General features: G+C 66.7%; 20 protein-coding genes and 1 pseudogene. 3 read left to right on the top strand and 18 right to left on the bottom strand.

All coding sequences use genetic code 11. From position 1 onward, the window contains the following. Positions 1–19: 19 nt before the first annotated feature. Both BJF85_RS19110 and BJF85_RS19105 read left to right on the top strand, forming a co-directional pair. On the top strand, positions 20–1,057 hold the full coding sequence (locus BJF85_RS19110; RefSeq protein WP_075849465.1) for a replication-relaxation family protein: 1,038 nt from the start codon (positions 20–22) through the stop codon (positions 1,055–1,057). Between the two features lie 7 nt (positions 1,058–1,064). Next, a complete protein-coding gene (locus BJF85_RS19105) occupies positions 1,065–2,021 on the top strand; it encodes a bifunctional lytic transglycosylase/C40 family peptidase (protein WP_139320719.1) in 957 nt (318 codons plus the stop codon). Between the two features lie 23 nt (positions 2,022–2,044). On the opposite strand, the gene BJF85_RS27490 is transcribed toward BJF85_RS19105, so the two are convergent. From BJF85_RS27490 to BJF85_RS19070, 8 genes are all read right to left on the bottom strand, one after another. Beyond that, positions 2,045–2,665, bottom strand: coding sequence for a hypothetical protein (locus BJF85_RS27490; RefSeq protein ID WP_139320718.1), 621 nt, complete (start codon positions 2,663–2,665; stop codon positions 2,045–2,047). Between the two features lie 155 nt (positions 2,666–2,820). Next, positions 2,821–3,735, bottom strand: a complete 915-nt coding sequence (locus tag BJF85_RS19100) for an N-6 DNA methylase (RefSeq protein ID WP_075849464.1) — start codon at positions 3,733–3,735, stop codon at positions 2,821–2,823. 175 nt (positions 3,736–3,910) lie between these two features. Next, positions 3,911–4,648, bottom strand: coding sequence for a hypothetical protein (locus BJF85_RS19095; RefSeq protein WP_075849463.1), 738 nt, complete (start codon positions 4,646–4,648; stop codon positions 3,911–3,913). Between the two features lie 54 nt (positions 4,649–4,702). Then, entirely contained in the window at positions 4,703–5,245 is a 543-nt protein-coding gene (locus tag BJF85_RS19090; protein WP_075849462.1) for a hypothetical protein, read from the bottom strand. 326 nt (positions 5,246–5,571) lie between these two features. Continuing rightward, the gene (locus BJF85_RS19085) at positions 5,572–6,567 is read right to left on the bottom strand and encodes a hypothetical protein (protein WP_075849461.1); all 996 of its coding nucleotides are present in this window, start codon (positions 6,565–6,567) and stop codon (positions 5,572–5,574) included. A gap of 104 nt (positions 6,568–6,671) precedes the next feature. Then, positions 6,672–7,907 (bottom strand): DNA polymerase III subunit beta, encoded by a 1,236-nt coding sequence (locus BJF85_RS19080; protein WP_075849460.1) that lies wholly within the window; start codon positions 7,905–7,907, stop codon positions 6,672–6,674. Between the two features lie 79 nt (positions 7,908–7,986). Further along, positions 7,987–8,115, bottom strand: a complete 129-nt coding sequence (locus BJF85_RS30475; protein WP_255375769.1) for a hypothetical protein — start codon at positions 8,113–8,115, stop codon at positions 7,987–7,989. A 462-nt stretch (positions 8,116–8,577) separates the two neighbouring features. Beyond that, positions 8,578–9,126 (bottom strand): hypothetical protein, encoded by a 549-nt coding sequence (locus BJF85_RS19070; protein WP_255375768.1) that lies wholly within the window; start codon positions 9,124–9,126, stop codon positions 8,578–8,580. 841 nt (positions 9,127–9,967) lie between these two features. Between BJF85_RS19070 and BJF85_RS19065 the strand changes: the two genes are divergently transcribed. After that, on the top strand, positions 9,968–10,393 hold the full coding sequence (locus tag BJF85_RS19065) for a helix-turn-helix transcriptional regulator (RefSeq protein ID WP_075849458.1): 426 nt from the start codon (positions 9,968–9,970) through the stop codon (positions 10,391–10,393). 30 nt (positions 10,394–10,423) lie between these two features. On the opposite strand, the gene BJF85_RS19060 is transcribed toward BJF85_RS19065, so the two are convergent. The 10 genes and pseudogenes from BJF85_RS19060 to BJF85_RS19020 form a co-directional block, all read right to left on the bottom strand. Beyond that, positions 10,424–13,192, bottom strand: coding sequence for a hypothetical protein (locus BJF85_RS19060; protein WP_075849457.1), 2,769 nt, complete (start codon positions 13,190–13,192; stop codon positions 10,424–10,426). A gap of 41 nt (positions 13,193–13,233) precedes the next feature. Next, positions 13,234–13,668, bottom strand: coding sequence for a pilus assembly protein TadG-related protein (locus BJF85_RS19055; protein ID WP_075849456.1), 435 nt, complete (start codon positions 13,666–13,668; stop codon positions 13,234–13,236). A gap of 343 nt (positions 13,669–14,011) precedes the next feature. After that, a pseudogene (locus BJF85_RS31580) lies at positions 14,012–14,119 on the bottom strand (pilus assembly protein TadE); the annotation flags it as partial. After that, on the bottom strand, positions 14,116–14,532 hold the full coding sequence (locus BJF85_RS19045) for a TadE/TadG family type IV pilus assembly protein (RefSeq protein ID WP_075849529.1): 417 nt from the start codon (positions 14,530–14,532) through the stop codon (positions 14,116–14,118). The pseudogene BJF85_RS31580 and the gene BJF85_RS19045, both read right to left, overlap by 4 nt. A 17-nt stretch (positions 14,533–14,549) precedes the next feature. Then, positions 14,550–14,741 carry a hypothetical protein gene (locus BJF85_RS19040; RefSeq protein ID WP_075849455.1) on the bottom strand — a complete coding sequence of 64 codons (192 nt, stop codon included), beginning with the start codon at positions 14,739–14,741 and terminating at the stop codon, positions 14,550–14,552. A 21-nt stretch (positions 14,742–14,762) separates the two neighbouring features. Further along, positions 14,763–15,662, bottom strand: coding sequence for a secretion system protein (locus tag BJF85_RS19035; protein ID WP_369822222.1), 900 nt, complete (start codon positions 15,660–15,662; stop codon positions 14,763–14,765). Beyond that, positions 15,659–16,555: a type II secretion system F family protein gene (locus tag BJF85_RS19030; RefSeq protein ID WP_083666549.1), complete on the bottom strand. Its 897-nt coding sequence runs from the start codon at positions 16,553–16,555 to the stop codon at positions 15,659–15,661. The genes BJF85_RS19035 and BJF85_RS19030 overlap by 4 nt, the downstream gene beginning before the upstream one ends. Beyond that, positions 16,552–17,856: a CpaF family protein gene (locus tag BJF85_RS19025; protein ID WP_255375764.1), complete on the bottom strand. Its 1,305-nt coding sequence runs from the start codon at positions 17,854–17,856 to the stop codon at positions 16,552–16,554. The genes BJF85_RS19030 and BJF85_RS19025 overlap by 4 nt, the downstream gene beginning before the upstream one ends. Beyond that, a complete protein-coding gene (locus BJF85_RS30470) occupies positions 17,825–18,766 on the bottom strand; it encodes a hypothetical protein (protein ID WP_255375763.1) in 942 nt (313 codons plus the stop codon). Before BJF85_RS30470 ends, BJF85_RS19025 begins: the two co-directional genes overlap by 32 nt. Then, on the bottom strand, positions 18,766–19,338 hold the full coding sequence (locus tag BJF85_RS19020) for a flagella basal body P-ring formation protein FlgA (RefSeq protein WP_255375762.1): 573 nt from the start codon (positions 19,336–19,338) through the stop codon (positions 18,766–18,768). The genes BJF85_RS30470 and BJF85_RS19020 overlap by 1 nt, the downstream gene beginning before the upstream one ends. Positions 19,339–19,390: the final 52 nt, after the last annotated feature.

Genomic DNA, 19,390 nt, shown 5'->3' with positions numbered 1-19,390 from the left:
TGCCGAGAAGGAGCCGTTCATGGTCGACCCCAGCACGCCCCAACGTGACCTGCGCACACCGATCCCCGCTCGTGCTAGCTCCCGCGTGGCCGCCTCGACCGAGCACCAGGCCATGGTCGCGGCTCACCTCACCGAACGAGATCGGTGGATCGCCCGCATGTGCGCCGAGCACCGCACCCTGACCTCCGCGCAGATCACCCAAATCGCCTTCCCCACCCGACGCGCGGCCAACCATCGGCTCCAGCGCCTTCACCAGTGGCGGGTCCTCGACCGCTTCCAGCCGTTTGTAGGCAAGGGGCGGTCCCCGATGTTCTACGTTCTCGACACAACCGGCGCGCACCTGCTGGCCCACGAGGACGGCATCGACCCTCGCGAACTGGGCTTCCGTGCGGAGCGATCGATCGGCATCGCCTACTCGCTGCGCCTGGCGCACCTACACGGGCTCAACAGCCTGTTCACCGGCCTCATCGCCGACGCCCTCGCACACGACGACCGGGCGGTCACCGCCTGGTGGTCCGAGGCCCGCTGTACGAGGCATTTCGGGGACATTGTGCGTCCCGACGGCTATGGCCGCTGGCGCGAGGCCGGTCGCGAAATCGAGTGGTTCATCGAGTGGGACACCGGCAGCTACCAGCTGTCCCGGTTCGTGGCCAAGCTGCCCGGATACCTCGAACTCGCCGCCACCACGAGGATTGTGACGCCGCTGCTGGCTGTGTTCGCTACGGCTCAGCGCGAGGCCCATGCTCGCCCGCTGCTGGCCGAGCACCTGCGCGCCCAGCCGCGCCCGCACGACCTGCCGATCGCCACTACGACGGCTGAAGAACTGAACCGCGCCGGGACTGGCTCAGCCGGGATATGGCTGTCGCTGGCCCAGCGCGATGCCGGGCGCTGCCGGCTGATCGACCTTCACACCGCGTGGCCCCACCTGGGCGAACCCGCCGCTAGCGCCCAAACCACCACCAACACCGGCGAGGCCAGCCCCGTACCCCGGCTCAGCCCGCCAGCCCCAATGCCGCCCTTCGCGCAGCAAGACCTGACCTGGAAACCCACGGGGTGATCCATACATGCTCAGACTCGCCACCACCGTCCTCGGCGCCATCGTGGCCCTGATCGTGATGGTCGCTGCAGCCGTGTCCGGGGTCGTCTCCGCCGTCTTCGGTGGGGGTGACTCCGCGAATGCGAGCCAGCCCAGCCAAGCCGCGTTATCCGACATCCCCGGCAACTACCTCGCCCTGTACCGGCAAGCCGCCACCACCTGCCCCGGGCTGGACTGGAGCATTCTGGCAGGCATCGGCAAGATCGAGTCCAACCATGGTCGATCACCTCTAAAGGGAGTCCACAGTGGATCGAACTACGCCGGTGCAGGCGGTCCGATGCAGTTTCTCCAGTCCACATTCGACTCTGTGGTGGAGCGGCACCACATCCCGCCAGGTGGCAGCACCCCGCCGTCGCGGTACAACCCGCACGACGCCATCTACGCCGCTGCGGCGTACCTGTGCGAGTCGGGTGCCCGCGACGGGCGCGACATCTACGGCGCCATCTACGCCTACAACCATGCTGACTGGTACGTCAGCCAAGTCCTTAATCAAGCCGCCCAGTACAAGCAGGCGGCAGCCAACTCCGGAGACGACGCCCGGCCATCACCGCAGGCACAGCAGGCCGTGAACTATGCCCAAGGCCAACTTGGGCTGCCCTACATGTGGGGAGGCAACGGACCCGACCACGGCCACAAGGGCTTCGACTGCTCGGGACTGACCATGGCCGCCTACCAGGCCGGAGGGATCGCCCTCCCGCGGACCGCGCAAGAGCAGTACAACGCTGGGCCACAGGTTCCGAAAGGAACGCCATTGGCCCCCGGTGATCTCGTCTTCTACGGCACTCCAAGCAACATCCACCACGTCGGGATCTACATCGGCGCAGGAAAGATGATCCACGCCCCGGACTTCGGACAACCAGTCAAAGTGGACGATTACAGATGGAAAGGCGATGACTACGCGGGCGCCAGCCGCCCAAGCGGCTAATATCCTTGGTGGTAACGGATGGACTACTTGTGTGGCCGAGATCTTCCCGGGGTGTCGACCCCCTCGGCTTGCGGCTCGTCGCCAGTTGAGGAGTCAGGCAATGGCTGTGGTCCTTCGGCGAGCTGGCGAAGTTTGAGGTAATACTTCAGTGGCCGCCGTCGCGTAAGCATGAGCGCAGTGTACGCGCGCGCGGTCTCGTACAGCGCGTTGTGGATCAGTCCCCCGACGAATCCTCCCATCGGAAGTTCCTCCACTCCTCGTTCACGTTCCTGATCGAGGATTCCTGTCTGCTCGTACAGCAGAACGTTGGTGTGGAGAGGAACGGTGTACGTGCCAATCGCCCTCACCGCCCTTCCCACCACGTCTCGTTGACGCTTGGGGAGGCTGAATTCGTAACGCGGTAGATCCTCGCTCAATCGATCGCATGCGTCGGTCATATTCTGAAGAGCTGACTTCCCTGTTGCCCATGCAAGTGGGTTGCTTGTGGTCAGCCCGTAGAGGCCATGCAGGCTAGCAATCAGGTTGAGCAACTGCGTAGCGGTTTCGCGGCGGGCTCGGTGCACTTCGAGTATCCGGTCCTTACGTGCTTCGAGGCCCGGTTTGGCCAGGTACTCGACAACCATGGTGATCACCGCCGCCGTCACGGCGCTGATCAGGGCGGTCTGAGCTTGAACTGGTAACGACACGTACCGTATCTACCACGTTGTGCCGCCTCTGGTAGGTCAGTTTCGGCATTGGTGGTGGCTCCGTGCTCGACCGGCCTGGGGGTCACCGGGAGCACGGAGCCAGCACCACGTTACTACTGCTCATCGGGCTGGTCATCGGTCTCGGGGTTGTCGTCATCGACGGTCAGCTCGGTGAGCCGTTGGGCGGTGCGGACAGCACTGATCATCAGCTTGTCCCGGCGGATCGTCTTGGTGAGCTGCAGGATCTCGGTACGCCGAGCTTCGGCGCGGCGTGCCCAGTCGCCTTCGGCGAGGGTGTTGGCGACGCATAGGAGTATCCGCGGGCCGAGACGCCACAGCACGCTGTTGACCGCACAGGCGGCGATGGCCAGGTCGTCGATGTCGGCGCCGTACCACGCGACGGTTGTGGGGTCTCGGCCATGTTCGCGCATCGCTTGGGCGACGGCGCGGAGAAGTCCGCCGGTGCCCACAGCCGGGTCGCACACCGAGCTGCCGTCATCGGGCAGGGTCATGCGCGCCATCATGTCCGCGACCGGCGTAGGGGTGTAGATCTGGGCGTTAGCCTTGCCGGCCGAGTCGGACTTGAGCAGGGTGAGCACGACGCCGAGCAGGTCGGTGTCGTAGCGGTCGTCGGTGCCGGTGAGTTCGAGCTGCCCCTCGTGCAGTGCGGCGTCGGCTGTGTGTTTCGCGGCGCGCTGCAACGCGGTTTGCGGCTCATCGAAGACCCAGTGCATGAGCGGATAGACGAGGTGGGTCAGGTCCGGACGGGCGTTGACCAGCGCGGTGTAGATCTCGCACAGTGTGCTGGCGAAGTCCTCGGCGTTCTGCGCGTGCAGCTGTTCGGCGAGGTCTGGGCCGTGCGGGTCGCGCTGACCGACGAGAGACAACGCGGCCACGACCGACAGGGCCACGTCGCGGCGGCCCGAGTGGTTGGACTTGTTCCACGCCGTGTTGACGGCTTCAGCGATGGCGACGGCGTGCTGGCCGGGGTCGCGGTGGGCACGCCGTTGCTTGCTGGATTGACTCACGTGTCCGCCCTCCTGGTGTGCGGCGGTTGTGCCCGGCGCTGTCCTGCATCGGGCACAGGTGTGCCCAACGAGGAATGCGCCTGAGCGAAGGAATCAGAATTCAGAAACGAAGAATCCGGAGCGTTTGTGCTGTTAGAGGTATTGCGTCATTCGTCGTCTAGTGCGTCGGATACGACTACCATTTCTCCTGGGCGCATTCCGTCGGCAACGTCGACGCAGGGACGCACCAGTCGAAGCGAAGGTCTTCTGGGTCGTAGGGATTGGACCAGTTGCAGGACTGGGCGATCGACTCCATCTCGGCCGAGATGACGCTCAGTTGGTCTGAATGTCCGTTATGGACCGCTAGATGAATTGCCGGCTCCCCGGTCTCGGCGCCCGTGTCGACGCAGGCGGAGAAGGCCATATCCGCGCGATCCAGTCGCGTCCTGGGCACGCCCATGATCCAAGCCGCAAGCGGAGGCAGGTCCAGTCGTTCAGTACGGCCATAGTCGCTGCCGTAGACGCGAGCGACTGGCTGTTCGGTCACGGTGCCGTCGTCAGCGAGGCTCAAGCGGAACCACTGGGGGTAGTCCGTGGCGATCGCATGGAACCACTGGCTATCGTTAAGAGCGTAGATGTCGCAGCGGTTTTCATGCGGCACGCAGTCGGCGCGGTGGATTGTGGCCTCGGGGACGGCAACCTTCCCGGGTGTCCGGGCGAACGTGTCGAATCCAGCCACGTCCCAGGCCAGCGCGAACCGCGCGAAGCGGTCACGAACCTCGTCCGGCACGGTGGAAGCCAGCAGTTGCCGTCCGATGGGAAAACGCGTCACGTCGTCGGGGGCCACGAAACCGCCGAACGCGCCGAGCGGTTGGGCGTATGCGCCGTGGTCAAGGGCGAACAGCGTGTGCGCGCGTGGGCTGTCGGTGTCCATGGATATCGGCCTTTCTGCGCGTGCATGCGCGCGTCGTCGTGATCGCCTCCTGGATCAGTCGGTGCAGGGAGGCGAGTGGGGTTGGGCGTTGTCGGCGTCGGAGCCGTCGACCTCGGTGTCGACGAAGGCCGCCATGCCAACGAGTTCGTCAGGTCGGTACATGCGGCATTCGGTCTCGTGACGGTTTTCTTCGTCCTGCTGGGGATCGTCGGAGCGAGGGGTGTACACGTCGGCGAAGACCCAGTCTTCCGAGACGGTGACCGAGACGATGTCCTGTCCGTCGTCGGTGCTCATGCCTTCTTCGAGATCGGCAGCGCGCAGGCAGTAGAAGACCGGAGCGTCGGTGTTCGAGCGGTCCCCGGTTTCGTCGTCCTGAGCGCGGTTGTCGTCCGGGGCGCGTGCGTCGGACGGGTCGTGCGCCTGGTGTGCGTCGGCGCCGGGCGCGACCACCTGCCAGGCGCTGGGAACATTCAGGCCGGCGCGCATCCGCGCGTCCAGGTCGACCACGGCATCGGCCAGTTCATTAGCCAGTCGGCGCACATGCCATTCCGTGGCTTCCTCTGGCAGCTGACGCACCGCTCCGGCGGTGGCGATCATGCTTCGGTACGGACGTTCGCAACTCGTTTTCATCAGCGGCCTCCCAAGGAGAGAAAGAAGCTAGGCAGCAAAGGAGGGATACGAACAGCGGACTCGGATTGGCCGGTCGCGGAGTTCGGTCGCAGCGGCGACGCGAGCGGCATGGGAGGCCGGGGCAGAAAGAGGGCCGACGGACCCACCCCGAAGGGTGTTCGCACGGTCCGTCGGCCTGCCGTAACCCTGTGAAAGGGCTGCCGTCCCCGAAGGGAGGCACGGCCAGGATAGCTCACTGAACTACCGCGCAGCCTCGTACCGCTCGCCCTGTGTAGTTGTGGGTTCGGTGCTGGTCAGACGGGGCACGAGGTGCGCGGCCGATACCGCGCGACCACCTCCCAGAGCCGTCGGTGGTGGCTGGTGTCGGCGAGCTGGACGTCCACGTGCCGGGACTCGTCCGGCATGTCGGGCGGAGCGACGCCGGTCATGCTCGGGTAACCGGCTCCGATGCCTGCGGCGACCGCCTCGACCACGTCGGTGCCGGCGGCATCCCCGATGACGTGCACGTGGACGTGCGGGGTAGCGCGGCACGCGGCGGTGACCACGCTCCGCGTCGCCTGCGCCGTGACCGAGCGGGCGCGAACGGGAACGATGATCAGGTCGACACCGCCGAGCACGGCCACCGTGTCGGACTGGTGCGGGTCCAGATGCGCCAGCGTCACCGCGTGCCGGCGGGCGAGATCGGTCATGGCGTCTCGCACGGCGTCGTGCGGGGGCGCCTGCTGCTCGTTGACGAACAGCGTGCGCAGGCTGCCCGAGCTGGCGACGGGCGCGTCGTATCGCGCGCGCTGGAGTGCCCGGTGCAGGCTGAGCCGGGTGGGGCGAGCGTCGATCAGGCCGAGGTGTTCACCAGCCGCGGTGCCTGCCAAGGCGAGGCTGGCCGTGCTCGCTGTGCCGACCTCACCCGACGGGTCGGGATCAAGCACCGCCACCACCAAGGCCGGGCGTTCCGCGAGCATCGACATTTGCGTTCGCAATGCTCCGGAGCCGTCCGGGACCGTGATCAGGTGGGCGGCGCCGAGGGTGAGGGCGTGCCGGTACAGGTCGGGCTCGTCCTGATCCTCGGGATCGGTGAGCAGTATCACCGCGTCGCGGGCAGGGAGTTCCTGCGGGCGATCGCGCAAGATCGGCGCGGCCTGGGCGTCGATCAGCACCAACGCGGCACGGTTCCAGTCCTCCCCAGTGAGCTGGTGCGGCGGGCGTGCCACCAGACGCACTCCGCGCGCGTATTGCTCGATCTCGTGGCGCATCGAGGTCAGATCGGTGATCAGGAGAACGAAACAGGACATGCTGTATCCCTCCAATGAGGACAATGGGAACGGTTAAGGGGTGGCCTCGCTGGCGGTGGCCCCCGGGGGTGGAGGGCGTCACGGTTCGGGCCACCGCCGTAGGCTCAGGACTTCGGCGGGCGGACGGGCATCAACAAGTGCCGGTATGCCTGCCCGTCGGCTCCGGTGAGCAGCATTGGCCGCGTTGGGGTGGCGAGCTGGAAGAGCACGGTGTCCCCGTCGATCGCGTTGAGCGCGTCGCGCAGGTACGGCGCGGAGAACAGCACGCGCATTGGTGCGTCGGCGCCGTTGACCTCGGCCGGATGTGCGGGTGCGGTTATCGCGTCGGCGTGCTCGCCGAGCACGGGCGCGATAGACACCGTGCCGGCGGGCTCGACGGTCAGCGCCACCTGTGCCGCTGCGCGGTGCCCGTGCTTGTCCCGGGTGGTGTGTTTCTTGGCCTCCAATGCGGCGGCGGCGCGTGCCGTCGAGTGGGCGAGAGCGTCGCGGTCGGCGCGCGCGGTGGCGGCCACCTCGGGGAATAGTTCCTCATAGGCGGGGAACTGCGCCTCGATCGGCCGCGTGATGACGGTCAGGTTGCCGCAGGCCAGCGACACCCACTCGCCGGCCCAGTCGTTCCCGATACCGAACCGCACTCGGTCGGCGGTGGCGTGCTTGAGCGCGGCGGACAGTACCGGCGCCGGGAAGAGCACCGCGCGTTCCTCGGTGGTTGTGGTCGCGGCCACCTCGGCGACGGCCAGCCGGTAGCGGTCGGTTCCGGCGAGGGTGAGCGTGCCGGGCGTGATCCGCACCTGAACTCCTGTGACCATCGGGATGGTGTCGTCGGTGCCCGTGGCGACCAGCACGCGCCGCCCTTCGGTGGTGAGCCGCTCGCGGTCGACCTCGGCGACGGTGGGCGGGGTCTCCGGCAGCGTCGGGAAGTCCTCCGCCGCGTAGGTCGTCATGGGCATGGTGTAGCCGCCGAGTTCAAGCACGGCCGTTCCGTCATCGGTGGTGTACACGGTGACCGGCGCGGCGTCGGCATCGCGCTTGCGCTGGCCCTTGACCAGCGCGCCGAGCAGCTTGGTTACTTCGATGTGATCGATCAGCACCCGCCCCGGGGCGGGTGCGGCATCCGGTACGCGAACCGTGGCGACGGTTTCCAGGTCGGTAGCGGTCAGGGTTAGGTCTCCGTCGCGCCCGTCCAGCAAGACGCCGCCCAGCATCGGCACGGCAGGTCGGCGCGCCAATCCCACACTGACGGTGGTCAAGGCGTGCGCCAGCGTGGCGCGGTCGGTCCGGAACCTCAGCGGCGCCCCAGACGGGGCGGCGGGCATGGTGGCGTTCGTAGCGGTGGTCATTGTGGACACCTCCAGGAAGGCGTTGTAGGAAAGGGAAGTTTGAAGTGGGCGCCCGAGTGCCGGGCGCCCCGAGAGCGAGTCAGCCGACCCAGTAGGTTCCGGTGTGGGCTGTGGTCAGCTCGACGTGCGGCAGCGGTTCACCCGGGTACGGGGTGTGCATGATCAGCCGGCCGCCGTTGTCCGATGCGTCATCGGGGATACGGCGCACGGTGAAGGCGAACGCCCCGCGCGGGTCGCCGACGCTGATCGTGACCGTGATCGAGTCCTCGTCAGGGTCGGTGTGGATCGTGGCGCCGTTGGCCCACGACAGCGGTACTCGCTGCGGGTGGTGCGGACCCTCGCGGAAGTCCGGCGCGGACTCCGCATCGTCAATCTCGGGGTCCTCGTACGGGTCGTAGGAATCGCAGACCAGCGAGCCTGATTCGTCGGCGTAGCGTCCGATTCCTCAGACAGGGACTCGCCGCACGCCTGACACTGCCATTCGGTGTCCTCGGCATTCTCGAACGTGATCACCGAGGAGTCGTCGTCGTAGTCGGTGGAGATCATCTCGCCGTTGGCGGACAGCACAAACACAGCGCACCTCGCAGAAAGGAAGATCAAACGGAAGGGAAGGACGGAGGTGCGGCCGGCCGCAGCGCGGCACCAGCGGCGCGGCCGGCCGCACGGGAGGTCAGAACCGGCAGATAAACCGCACGGCCTTCCCGCAGGTCGGGCAGGCCACGTAGGCGCGGTCGCGGTCACCGAATGGCACACGTACCAGCTCAGGAACACGGTAGGCGTGCGGGCTGCCCGACCAGGAGTACAGGTGCACCGTGTCGGCGGTCTCCCAGCGATGCCCGTTCACGCATTCACCCGTGGCGTTGGAGTAGTCGGCCCACTCTTCCAATTCGTCCACAATGGAGCGATAGACGGTCGGGGTGACGTACAAGCCGAGATGATCGCTCACGGTGATCATCAAATCGCCAAGTCCGGCCGAGGACAGCACCACGAACCCGAGATCATCAATCAGGTGATCAGCGAAGTTGACCAGGTTGTGATGCCACACCTCACCGTCACCGTGCAGACCGGCCGGAGGTTCACCCGTGCGATCAGTGATCCACTTCGCGATCACGTCATCATCCGGCCTCTGGTGACCGTTCGCGTCCATCCACTCGCGCAAGTCGTCGGTCAAATCGTCCGCGTACTCGCCGCGATCGTTGATCCATTCTTGCGTGTCCACGGTCAGATACCCGTCACCATGCGACCACGCTTCAACAGACACACTAGTCATGGGAATGCCTTTCACTGATTACGGCTGCGGGTATATCGGGGTGCGAATCCCTGCCCGCAATATTTCTTTCTGGTCGGAAGCTTTCGGGTTCTCTTCCCTGTGTTCCGATGGCTCTAGCCTAACGCCGGCGCCGCGAGCGACACAACATCGCAAGACAGTTTTCTGACGATTTTCTTTGGTCGCCCCAAGTTGCTTTCGCGTGATCATGACCAGTGCAGATACTCAACTCAACGGATGCCGCAGAGGCAGACTTGATTCCAAGCGCGGGCTCTTTCGCGAGAGAATTAGGCGAGCTTTTGGTAGGTAAGAATGGCGTTGGAAAACACCTGATTGGGAATTATTTTGCACCATCCTCCATCTCGCCTCCGCTATCCGCAGTCGGCTCCGGTTGCTACCTTCCCCATCTCTCCCAGTCGTCAACCGGTTCCCGTGGGGTACCGAGGCTTGGTGTGCTCAGGAAGGGCCAGCGGTGCGCTGACCTGCGACAACGCGCCGCCGAAGGGCTTCCTGCTTAATAAGAAGGTGAGCTGGCAGATGAGCGGGAAGACGAGTAAGCAGTTGAGTAGGGGACACGTTGGGTCACACTGCGTAGATCAGCTGCTGCTCCGATCGGGTGGAGTTGACCACTCAATGGGGTCGAATGGCGCACTTGGGCGGCGTGTCTACTGCGTCGGAGTGACCATGGATGGTCCAGGGGTGCTACCGGCGCCGACCGTGTGGGTAGCAGGTAAGGGAGTCGCCTCTTGCCCCATAAGGGTATCGGGGTGCATACGGGGAAAGGAAGCCAGGCATGGGGATTAGCGCCGACGAGGTGCTGAACTGGTTCGATGCCGTGAATTGGCAGCAGGGGGAATGGGTTCCGGAGATCGTTGTGGCGCTCTGGGCCGGCCAGAAGCGCTTCCTGGATCTGTTGAAGGAAATCCAGGAGAGTAGTACCCAGCACCGGTGGTCAAACAAGACGAAGCCGCTTACGAGGCAGAGTTTGTCGCAGACGTTGACTCGAATGGAGCGGGAGGAGTTGGTGCTGCGGCACGAGGATAACTCGTCGGTACCTCGGGCGGTCTGGTATGAGGTGTCGCCGATTCTTCGCGAGTTCCTGGAGGAACGAGCGCGGCCACCTGCAGGCTGGATAGCCAGTCATCAGGATTTGATCGAGCGAGTTCGCCAGAGCCGGGTCACGCGGGAACACGATCGTCACCACAACGATCAAACTTGATTGCGCTGGGATGGGGGCGGCGATTGTCTGTTAGCTGGCTACCCGGTGTTGGCGCGCTTGTAGGGCGCGCGCCAGTGTCAGTGTGTTGTGGTCCGGGCGCTCGCCGATCTCGGCGAGCGTGGTGGTCAGCAATTGGACGGTACGGCTGATCGCGTCGGTGAACCCGAGTTGAGCTTGCACCCGCATGATGTCGCGGTAGATGGCCTCGTTTTCGGGATTCAATAGCCGAGCGTGTTCGAGCAGCTGTAGTTGACGGTGCGGATCGTGCCCGCGGTAATGGGCTGCCATGCCCGCCAACGCATCGACCACGGTGCGGTGCGCGGCTTCGCGCGGGCCTTCGAGCCAGAGCGCGGACATGCCGTCGGCGACCTCGCCCCGGTAGACGGCCGCGATGCGAGACCAGGCGTCCATGCGGTCCTCGTCGGTGGCTGCGGTGTGCCTATCGTGCTCGGCATCGTGGAGGTGCCAGTAGTCGACTTCGACAAGACTGGGGTCGAGTGCGACTTGCTCATCGTGCTGGGAGATGAGATCCACGGCGCGGTCTCCGGTGACGTGGGAGAACGCTTTGCGTAGCTGTGACAGCGACGCGTAGAAGGCGTTGAAGGGCCGCCGGCCCCGGGCGTCGGGCCAGAGTGCTTCGCGGACGGCCTCGCGTGTCGTGCCGGACGGATGCAGGGCCAGGAACACCAGCAACGCCTTGTGCTTGGGCGCCAGCACGGACGTGATGTCGTGGGCGTGTCCGTCCGGACTGTGCCAGGTCAAGGTGACCGGCCCGAAGATCGACAGCTCCCACGGCCGTTCCAGGTGTTGGCGAGTCCGGTCGGTCGCACCGACTAACGTCGGCAGGTCGGACGTCTCTCCCGCGGCCATCCCGACGGAGGTTTGCTCATTGTCAGGGTGCAGTACGGACGTGTTCTCGATGTCGGCGTCCTCAACCTTGCTGCTGTCTGTCTTCGTGTTCAGCGGTTTGTCAGTGTGGGTATCGCCGCCCTCGGCCGGTCCGGCGTCGAGTTCCGGCTTGGGCATGGAGCCTGGCAGGCTGTCGTCCTGCTCTTCAGCGGTGTCGGGTTCGGCCGTCTCGGGCTCGTCGGTGGTGCCGGGGGACTCGTCGAGATCGGGCTCGGGAGTGCTGTCGGCCAGAACCGCCTGACGCGGCGACGGCGCCTCGGCGAGCAGCGCCAGCAGGTCGCGGGTGTCGGCGGCGTCGAGGTGGAACAGGCAGCTGCCCTGGAGGTCGTCGAGGGAAGGGCTGGCTGCTGCCACGATGCCGTCAGCGCGGACTCGCACGGTGGCCCCGGCCGGCCAGTGACCGAGGAGGATGCCGGCGACACCGCGGCGGGAACCGGTATCGAGCAGGGATTGCAGTCGCGCGTGCGGGAGGTCGATGTCTGCGACCAGGACGGCATTCAGGACCGGGTCCTCTTCCCCGGAGCCGTCGGGAGAGCAGCGCTCCTCCAGCGCCGTGATGGCTCCAGGTAGATCGTCGGTGATGTGCAGCCGATAGGAGGAGGGCAGTTCTGCGCCCAGCAGCGCGCGGGCGTCGTCCGCGGGGATGACCACCGCGGCGGGGGTGGTGCCCAGCACGTGCACCAGCAGCGAGCGAGCCGTGGCTTCTGCACCTGGCCCGGTCAGCCCGAGCCCGCGGACCGCAGCGAGATCGAGGGCGCGTGCGCGTTCGTCGCGGACGCCGACCGCGACGCAGGCACCGTCCATGTGGCCGTGTTCAGTGGCGTTCGTGGTGGAGTGGTTTGCCGGCTCCTCGTCGCCGAAGCTGATCGGCTCCGCTTGGTCGTCGTGGTCATCATCGAGATGAACTTCGTCGTAGGCCAGCTGGAGTGCGTGCACGGCAGGGGCCGGCTCGGGAGGCGGGGTGCGGTCGCCGCTGCCGGGCTTGTAGACGCGCAGGCGTTTGCGACGGCGGACCACCATTGCGAAGGCGACGGCGCTGGCCAGGATTGCGGCGACCAGTCCACCGCTCCACAGGGTGATCGCGGTTGTCGAGGTGGTGCTGACGGCGTTCGGAGTGGGTGCGTGATGTTGGTCCGGTGCAGCGTCCGGAGTGGGCTGGACGGTCGGCGGTTGGGGTGGGGTCGGCTGCGGTGGAGCGGGTTCGGGCGGCGGCGCCGGGTTTGCCGCAGCATCGTCAGGCAACTGGAGAATCCAGCCGGGCCGGATCAGGTGCGGGTTGGTGAGGGCGTGTCCATCGGCTTGGGGTCGTCCCTGGTTGATGCGGTACAGCTCGGTCCAGCGGTGACCGTCGCCGAGTTCGCGTTCAGCGATGCGCCACAGGCTGTCGTGGATGCCGCCGTGCGGGGGCTGCACCACCACGGTGCCCTTTTCGGCCTGTACCTCGGTCCCGGTCGGAGAGCGCTGTGCGACGGCGCTATCGCTTGTCCGCATCGCATCGAAGTGGGTGGTCGACACCGTCGCGGCTGGGTTCGCGGAAGGCAGCGGTTCCGCGCTTGCGGCCGGAGCGCGCGGTTGCAGCAGCCCGATGGCCGCGGAGGCCACCAACACGCCGGCCACCGCGTGCACCGGTCCGATCGGAGGAGGACGCACGCCGCGCAGCGCGTCCGGGATGCAGCGAGCGACATCGAGGACGAATACAGCCCAGGTGGGCCAGGCGATGCAGGCCAGGATGTCGAGCAGCAACGTGACCGACAAGGGATTGAGCAGCGTCGCCTCGATCTCGTCGCCGGTCGGAATGTGGTCTGGCAACGGCCAGCCAATGAAGGTGACTAAGCCCCACGGCACGCCCACCAGCAACGCAGCTAGCGCGAGCAGGGCGGCGAGCGCCACCAGAACACGAAGAAGTCCGAACGCGACTCGTCTAAGATGTGTCATCCGCTGCCTCCCAGCGCACCTTGGTCGGGATGGGCTTGCCCAGCGCCTGAGACGGTCATGTCGGAGATCCCGACGAGGCCGAGGAGTTGGGTCGGTTGATGCGCCTCGACACGCACACGGACCGTGGTGTCGGTGACTGTGACGGTGCCGGTCGCGCCGATGGAGTGCAGATAGTGCCGCGCGGTGGCGCGGGCAGCGACGGGGTTCAACCGGGCAGCATCACCAGAGCGGTACGCGGCCAAGTCCAACTCCTGCGCACCGGCTCTCGCGGCCTCTTGTGCCTGGCCGATGGCGCGCGATTTCGCGGCCAGCGCCAACCCCCCATCGAGTACCAGGCCCGCGAACAGCAGACAGCCGGTTGTGATGATCACAACGAACGCCGTCACCCGGCCTTGTTCGTCCGCGGCCAGCGAGCGTGCACGTCGCTTCATTCGCCAGCACCTCCCGTGGTAGCCACGCTGCCGCGCCACTGGTCAACGACCGACGACGCCGAGGCGTCGGCTGTCGCCGCCCTGGTACCCCCAACAGGGACAAGTCCGAGAGACCGATCTCGCAGCTCACTGTGACGACCACCGTGCTCCCGGGGCGCAAGCCGCCGAGTTGCGCATTCACGCTGAGGCTCCGGCAACTGATGCCGGCCTGTCTCAGAGCCGCCTCGGCAGTAGCGCGCGCGTCGCTGGTGGCCTGGCTGCTGCTGCGGGCCAATGTGGCCGCACGCACAGCCTGATGGGCCGCATCGTCCACGCGTAGGCGGGAGTCGGCGAGTCGACCGCAGAAGACGACGAACAGCAGTAGCACGATCAATACCGGGGTGAGCAGGGTCAGCTCGGTGGCGACCGATCCGTCCTCGTCACGGCGTAACCGCGTCACGAAAGTCTTCATCCGCTAGTCTCCGGGGGCACGAACCGTTCACTTGGCCCGACCGCTCGGGCGTGCACCGGCAGGTCCACGAACGGGATCACGCGCGTGGCGTGCCCGGTGATATCCACAGTGGACTGTTCTGGGCCGCGCGTGACCGCCGCGTTCGGGTTACGCAGTGGGCCGCCTCCGAGTTGGGTGAGGACCGCCTCGGCTTGGGCGTGGCCGTCGGCGCTGCTTGCGCCTTGCACCCGCGCGGCCGAGAGAGCTTGGGATGCGGCGGCCTGGGCGATGTGCGTGGCATGCGCCCAGATCGCGAACTGCGCGATGACTAGCAGCAACAGCAGGAGCGCTGGTACGGCGATGACCAGTTCGGCGGTGACCGAGCCGCGTTCATCGCCGCCGAGACGAGGCCACCCGCGTCGCACTTTCCGCATAGCGGCGGGCCGCACCATCACATCTTGCCTCCGATCTCGTTGGCCTTGCGGGTGATGGCCGCGACGATGATCGCGATCACCGCGATCGCAGCGGCGACCAGCAGTGCGGTGACCAAGACCGTTTCCGTGCTATAGCCACGCTCGTCCGCGCGAATCTGCTCGATGCGGTCGCGGACGGTGGCGACGATGACAGTCAAGTACGCCAACATGTCTGAACCTTTCTCTGCGGGCTACAGGGAGCCGAGGACGGTGGCCATGGCCGGGTAGGCGATGAATACGAGGAAGCCGGCGAACAAGCAGATGACGGGCAGGCTCATGCGCTCGGTCGCCGCTTGGGCCTCGCCTTCGGCTTCGGTGAGCTCGTGGGTGCGCATCGCCGCGGCTTTCGCAGCCAGGGAAGCGCGGACCTTGGCGCCCTCGGTGCCCGCCAGCGAAACCGACGAGGACAGCTCGACCAGTTCGCGAATGCCCAGTTCCTCACCTAGCTGACGGAGGGTTTCCCATGGGGTGGTGCGAGTCAGGCGTGCCGTGGTTAAAGCCCGGCGGATGCGGGCGAAGGCCCATCCTTGGCCGATCAGTGCCGCGTCGTTCAGCGCGCCATCGACCCCGGCCCCGCCTGCCAGCGAGACGCGCACCAGGTTGAGATAGGCACTTAGCGCGTGGCGAAACGACGTGCGTTTGCGTTCAGCTTGTTGGCGTACATCCAGGTCCGGCAGGAAGAAGCCGCCGACCGTACAGGCGACGCCGACGACAAAGGGCACCTGCCAGGGAAAGATCACCCCTGCTGCCCACAGCACGGCCTGCAATAGTCCTGGCAGCAGCAGACCGGCGACGGCCAGCACCGCTTTCTCGGCCAGCAGTGTTTCTGGGGATCGGGCAAGCATGAGCAGGTCCCGACGTTGCCGTTCGGTGGGCAGGCCCAGTGCTCGCAGTGGTCGCACCGCAGGACGTCCCCAGCGCGTTGCCCAACCTCCTGAGTCGACGGCGGTAATCGTGGGCCGGGCCTGGCCGGTCGTGCGGACCGCAGTCAGGGCGCTGGCTAGCGAGGGTCGTGGCGGAAGAAACCAGACCAGCAGCGCCCAGATTCCGAGCCCGATGCCGGCTCCGAGAAGAACAGCAGTCGTGATCACGGCTGCACCTCCTGCGTCGCCCGCGGCTCGGCCCCAGTTAGGTGGGTGAGGAACCGCTCTGGCTCGCCGATGCGCGCGATTTTGGCCAGCCACGCGAACGCGAGGGCGAACAATCCGCCGACAACCAACAACATGATCTGGCCGAACGCGCTGTCGTAGGGGTCGAGATAGCCACGGTTGAGCACCACCAGGCCCGCAGCGAAAGTTAGCGTCGTCGCGACGATCACCCGCACGCTCGTCCGCGTGCGCGCCCGTCCGGACTCCACCCGCAGTCGCATCGAGACCTGCTCTCGGGCCTCGGTCGCCAGCTCACCGAGTAGATCGGCGAGCGAGCGAGCCTGGTGCTGGGAGGCCAGCGCCAGGGCACTGATGACCAGGTCGGCCGTTGGGTCGTTGAGGTCGTCGGCCAGACCACCCAACGCATCGGCGAGCTTGTCCCCGCGTTCGATCCGCACCGAAAGTTCGCGGATGTCGTCCCGGATTGCCTCCGGGGCGGTGTCCACAGTGGCCTGGATTGCTTGCTCCAGGCCAGCGGCGGCCGACAGGGTGTCACGCAGCATCTCGGTCCACGCGGCGATGGCCTCGATCCGAGCGACCCGCCTGGCCTGATCCTTGTTGCGCCCCAGCACTCGGGGCAGCGCCCAGACACCGAGCACAGTCAGGGCGCCGCCGACGACCCAGCCCGTGACCGCGCCCACCAGCACGCCGGCCGCCACGCTCGCCGCGGTCCACCGCGCGGAGGTGCGGTGACGCAGCCGGTCAACCCACTGCGCCCAGCGGCTGGGCATTGCCGACGCGGCGGGGTCTTGGCCCCGCACACCGAGGATGAGCAGGAGCACCCCGAGGGCGAAGCCGACCCCGAGTACTCCCGCCACCGCGATCGAGCCGGTCACGGGTTCCACCACCCTTCAGGCCGCTCCAGGACATCCGGATCGAAACCCACCTCGGTCAGGCGCTCGACGGTCTCGGTCCGCACTGGCACCCCGGGTACGGCGCGGCCCGTCGGATCAGGCCGATACACCTCGTTGGACACGATCTGCTTGTCATCGGCGCCGACGACCTCACGAATCGAGGACACGACACGAGTTTTGTCATCCCTGGCCTCGGCAAGGTGGATGACGAAATGCACCGCAGACGCGATCAGCAGATTCGTGGCCTCCAGCCCCAATCGCTCGGGGCTCTGGGCCGCATAGGTCGCCAGTTTGGTAAACGCCCCCCGCGAATCGCTGGCATGGACGGTGGCCATGCTGCCGTCGTTGCCCTGCGTCATCGCGTTGGCCATCGGGATCAGCTCGGACCCTCGGACCTCACCGACGATCACCCGGTCCGGGCTCATCCGCAGTGCCCAGCGCACGAGGTCGGCCTGGCTGATCGCGCCCTCTCCCTCGACATTCGGTTCCCGGGCTTGCAAGGCCACGGTGTCGGGATGCTGCGGGTCGCGATCCAGACCCAGTTCGAAGTTGTCCTCGATGGTGATCAACCGCTCGTGGGACGGGATAGCGGAAGCCAACCCGCGCAGCATCGTTGTCTTACCGATCGCGGTCCCCCCGACGATGAGCATGTTGAACCGTGCACGCACCAGCGCACCGAGCACGGCTTCCAACCCAGCATCGATCGTGCCGAGCTGGCGCAACCGCGCCAGCGTGACCTGCGAGAAGCGATGCCGCCGGATCGACACCGACGGCCGCCCGGTCACCGCCATCACCGCGAACAGCCGACTGCCATCGGGCAGTTCGACGTTGACGCCGGGCGATCCGCGGTCAAAGCGCCGTTCTTCGACCCCGGCGCGCGCAGCCAACGAGCGCACGAGGTCGATCAACTCGTCGTCCGAGGCGGCCACGGGCGGCATCTGTGCTCGTCGGCCGTCGCTGTAGCGCACGAATACGTGATCACACCCGTTGACGTTGATGTTTTCGATGTCTTCGTTGGCAAGCAGGGGTTGCAGGCCGCCCATGCCGAAGATTTCGTCCAGTACTGAGGTCATCACCTGGCGCTCGACGTCATCGGGCGGAAGGCCAGCGCCCGTTGGGTGAGCCAGTTCTTCGTTGGCGTAAGCGTCGGCAGCATCTGCGGCGAGCTTTTCCGCCAGGTTGCGGCGCGCGTGGTAGTCCAGCGGTGGGCGCCCGTACTGTTCATCTTCTCGGATGCGCTCGGCTAGCCCTTCAGAGACCGCCTGCCGCAGGCGTGTGCGCAAGGCTGCTGCGGCGGGGTGCTCGCCGTCGAGGCTTGCTGTGCCAGGCTGCGAGCTTGGCTCGTGGGATGGCGAGTATGGCGGTATTGCCGAGGTGCGGGTCTGGTATGAGTTGGTCGTCATCGCGGCACCACCCCATTTCCGCTGGACGGCACCTGCGCAGGAACCGCTGCTGGAGCCTGCGCGGTATCAGCGGTCGGTACGCGTTGAACATGAGCCACCAGGTTGCGGGCGAGGCGTTCGGCGGCGCGGCCGAGCGCCGATTTCTCCGGTGACGCCCGCGCTGTTGCCCGCACAACAGTGCGGCACCAGCGGCATCGTCGGGCAACGTGCCCATCACGGGCACGCGCAGTTCCCGCTCTACTTCGACGCGGCTGTAGCCGCCTCCGATGAGTACCAGTCCGGGAATTCGCGTCCAGGTGGGTATCTCATTCAGCAAGGTGGCGACGTGGGATAGCTGGTCAGCACGCGGCCGGGTCATCACCACCAGCGACTCCGCCCCGCGCACCAGTGGTAGGGCTGGAGACGAGGTGTCCAGCCGGCCGACGTCGACCAAAACTGCTGCATCCTGCGGACTGGCCGCTGCCCGCATGGCCCGCACGCCCCGGGTGGTAAGCACCCCCAAGGCGGCGCGGGCTTGTTCGGCGGCCACCGGTCCGGGTATGACCCGCAGGCCGCCGGGGAGCTGCTGGCTGTGCTCAGCAAGCAGCTCGGGATTGGATTGTCGACGTGCTGCCGCGGCCAGCGAGACCAATCCCGGAGCGGCCGGCAGCCGATGTCTCGCGGCGACGTCTCCCCCGGCCGGGTCGGCCTCGATCACCATAGGGTCGCCCACCGGCCACCGTGCCGCCAGCGCGAGGGCCGCGGTGGTGACGCCTGGAGCACCCTTCACCGAGCAGATTCCAACGAGCATCACTGTCCTCCTGCCGGGACGGCGACCAGCGCCAGCTGGCCGGGCGGGATAGCGGCAACCTGCCGGGCGCTGGCCGCGGGCATCTGCAGGGAGACCACCGTCGACTGGTCGTTGGTCTGCGGTGCGACGCTGACTACCGCCGCTTGCCAGGGGCCGCCAGAGGCGGTCGACTGAGTCGAGCCGGTGCTCGAAGTTGTGTCGCTGCCCGGTGCGACGATCACCGAGACTGTCGTGCCTGGGGCGATGTCCGGCGGGGCTTGGCCCGCTTTTACCGCAACGGCAACCACTCCTTGACCCGCGGGCGGTACTTGCGGATTACCTAGCACCGACCGGGACAACAGTGTGCCGGCGGGAAGGGAATAGGCGACCGGCTGACCGAAAACCGACGACGCTTGACTCGCAGGGATCACGTCCGTGCCGGAATCGGCGGACATCGGCACCTGGCGTAGATCCTGCGGAGTCAACACGTGACCGACGTTGACCGGGCGCGCCAGGATCAGCATCGGCTCACGGTCGCCGACCTGCAGCACGGTGATCACTGATCCGGCCGCGCAGACCACGATCAGCAGCACACCCAGAACGAGGTACGGCACCCGTCGGCGCCTTCCGCCGCCCGAGATGCGC

This window comes from Saccharomonospora sp. CUA-673, assembly GCF_001942305.1.
Classification (GTDB): Bacteria; Actinomycetota; Actinomycetes; order Mycobacteriales; family Pseudonocardiaceae; genus Prauserella.
The sequence above is the reverse complement of the archived record's forward strand: the minus strand, read 5'-3'. Positions and strand labels throughout refer to the sequence as shown.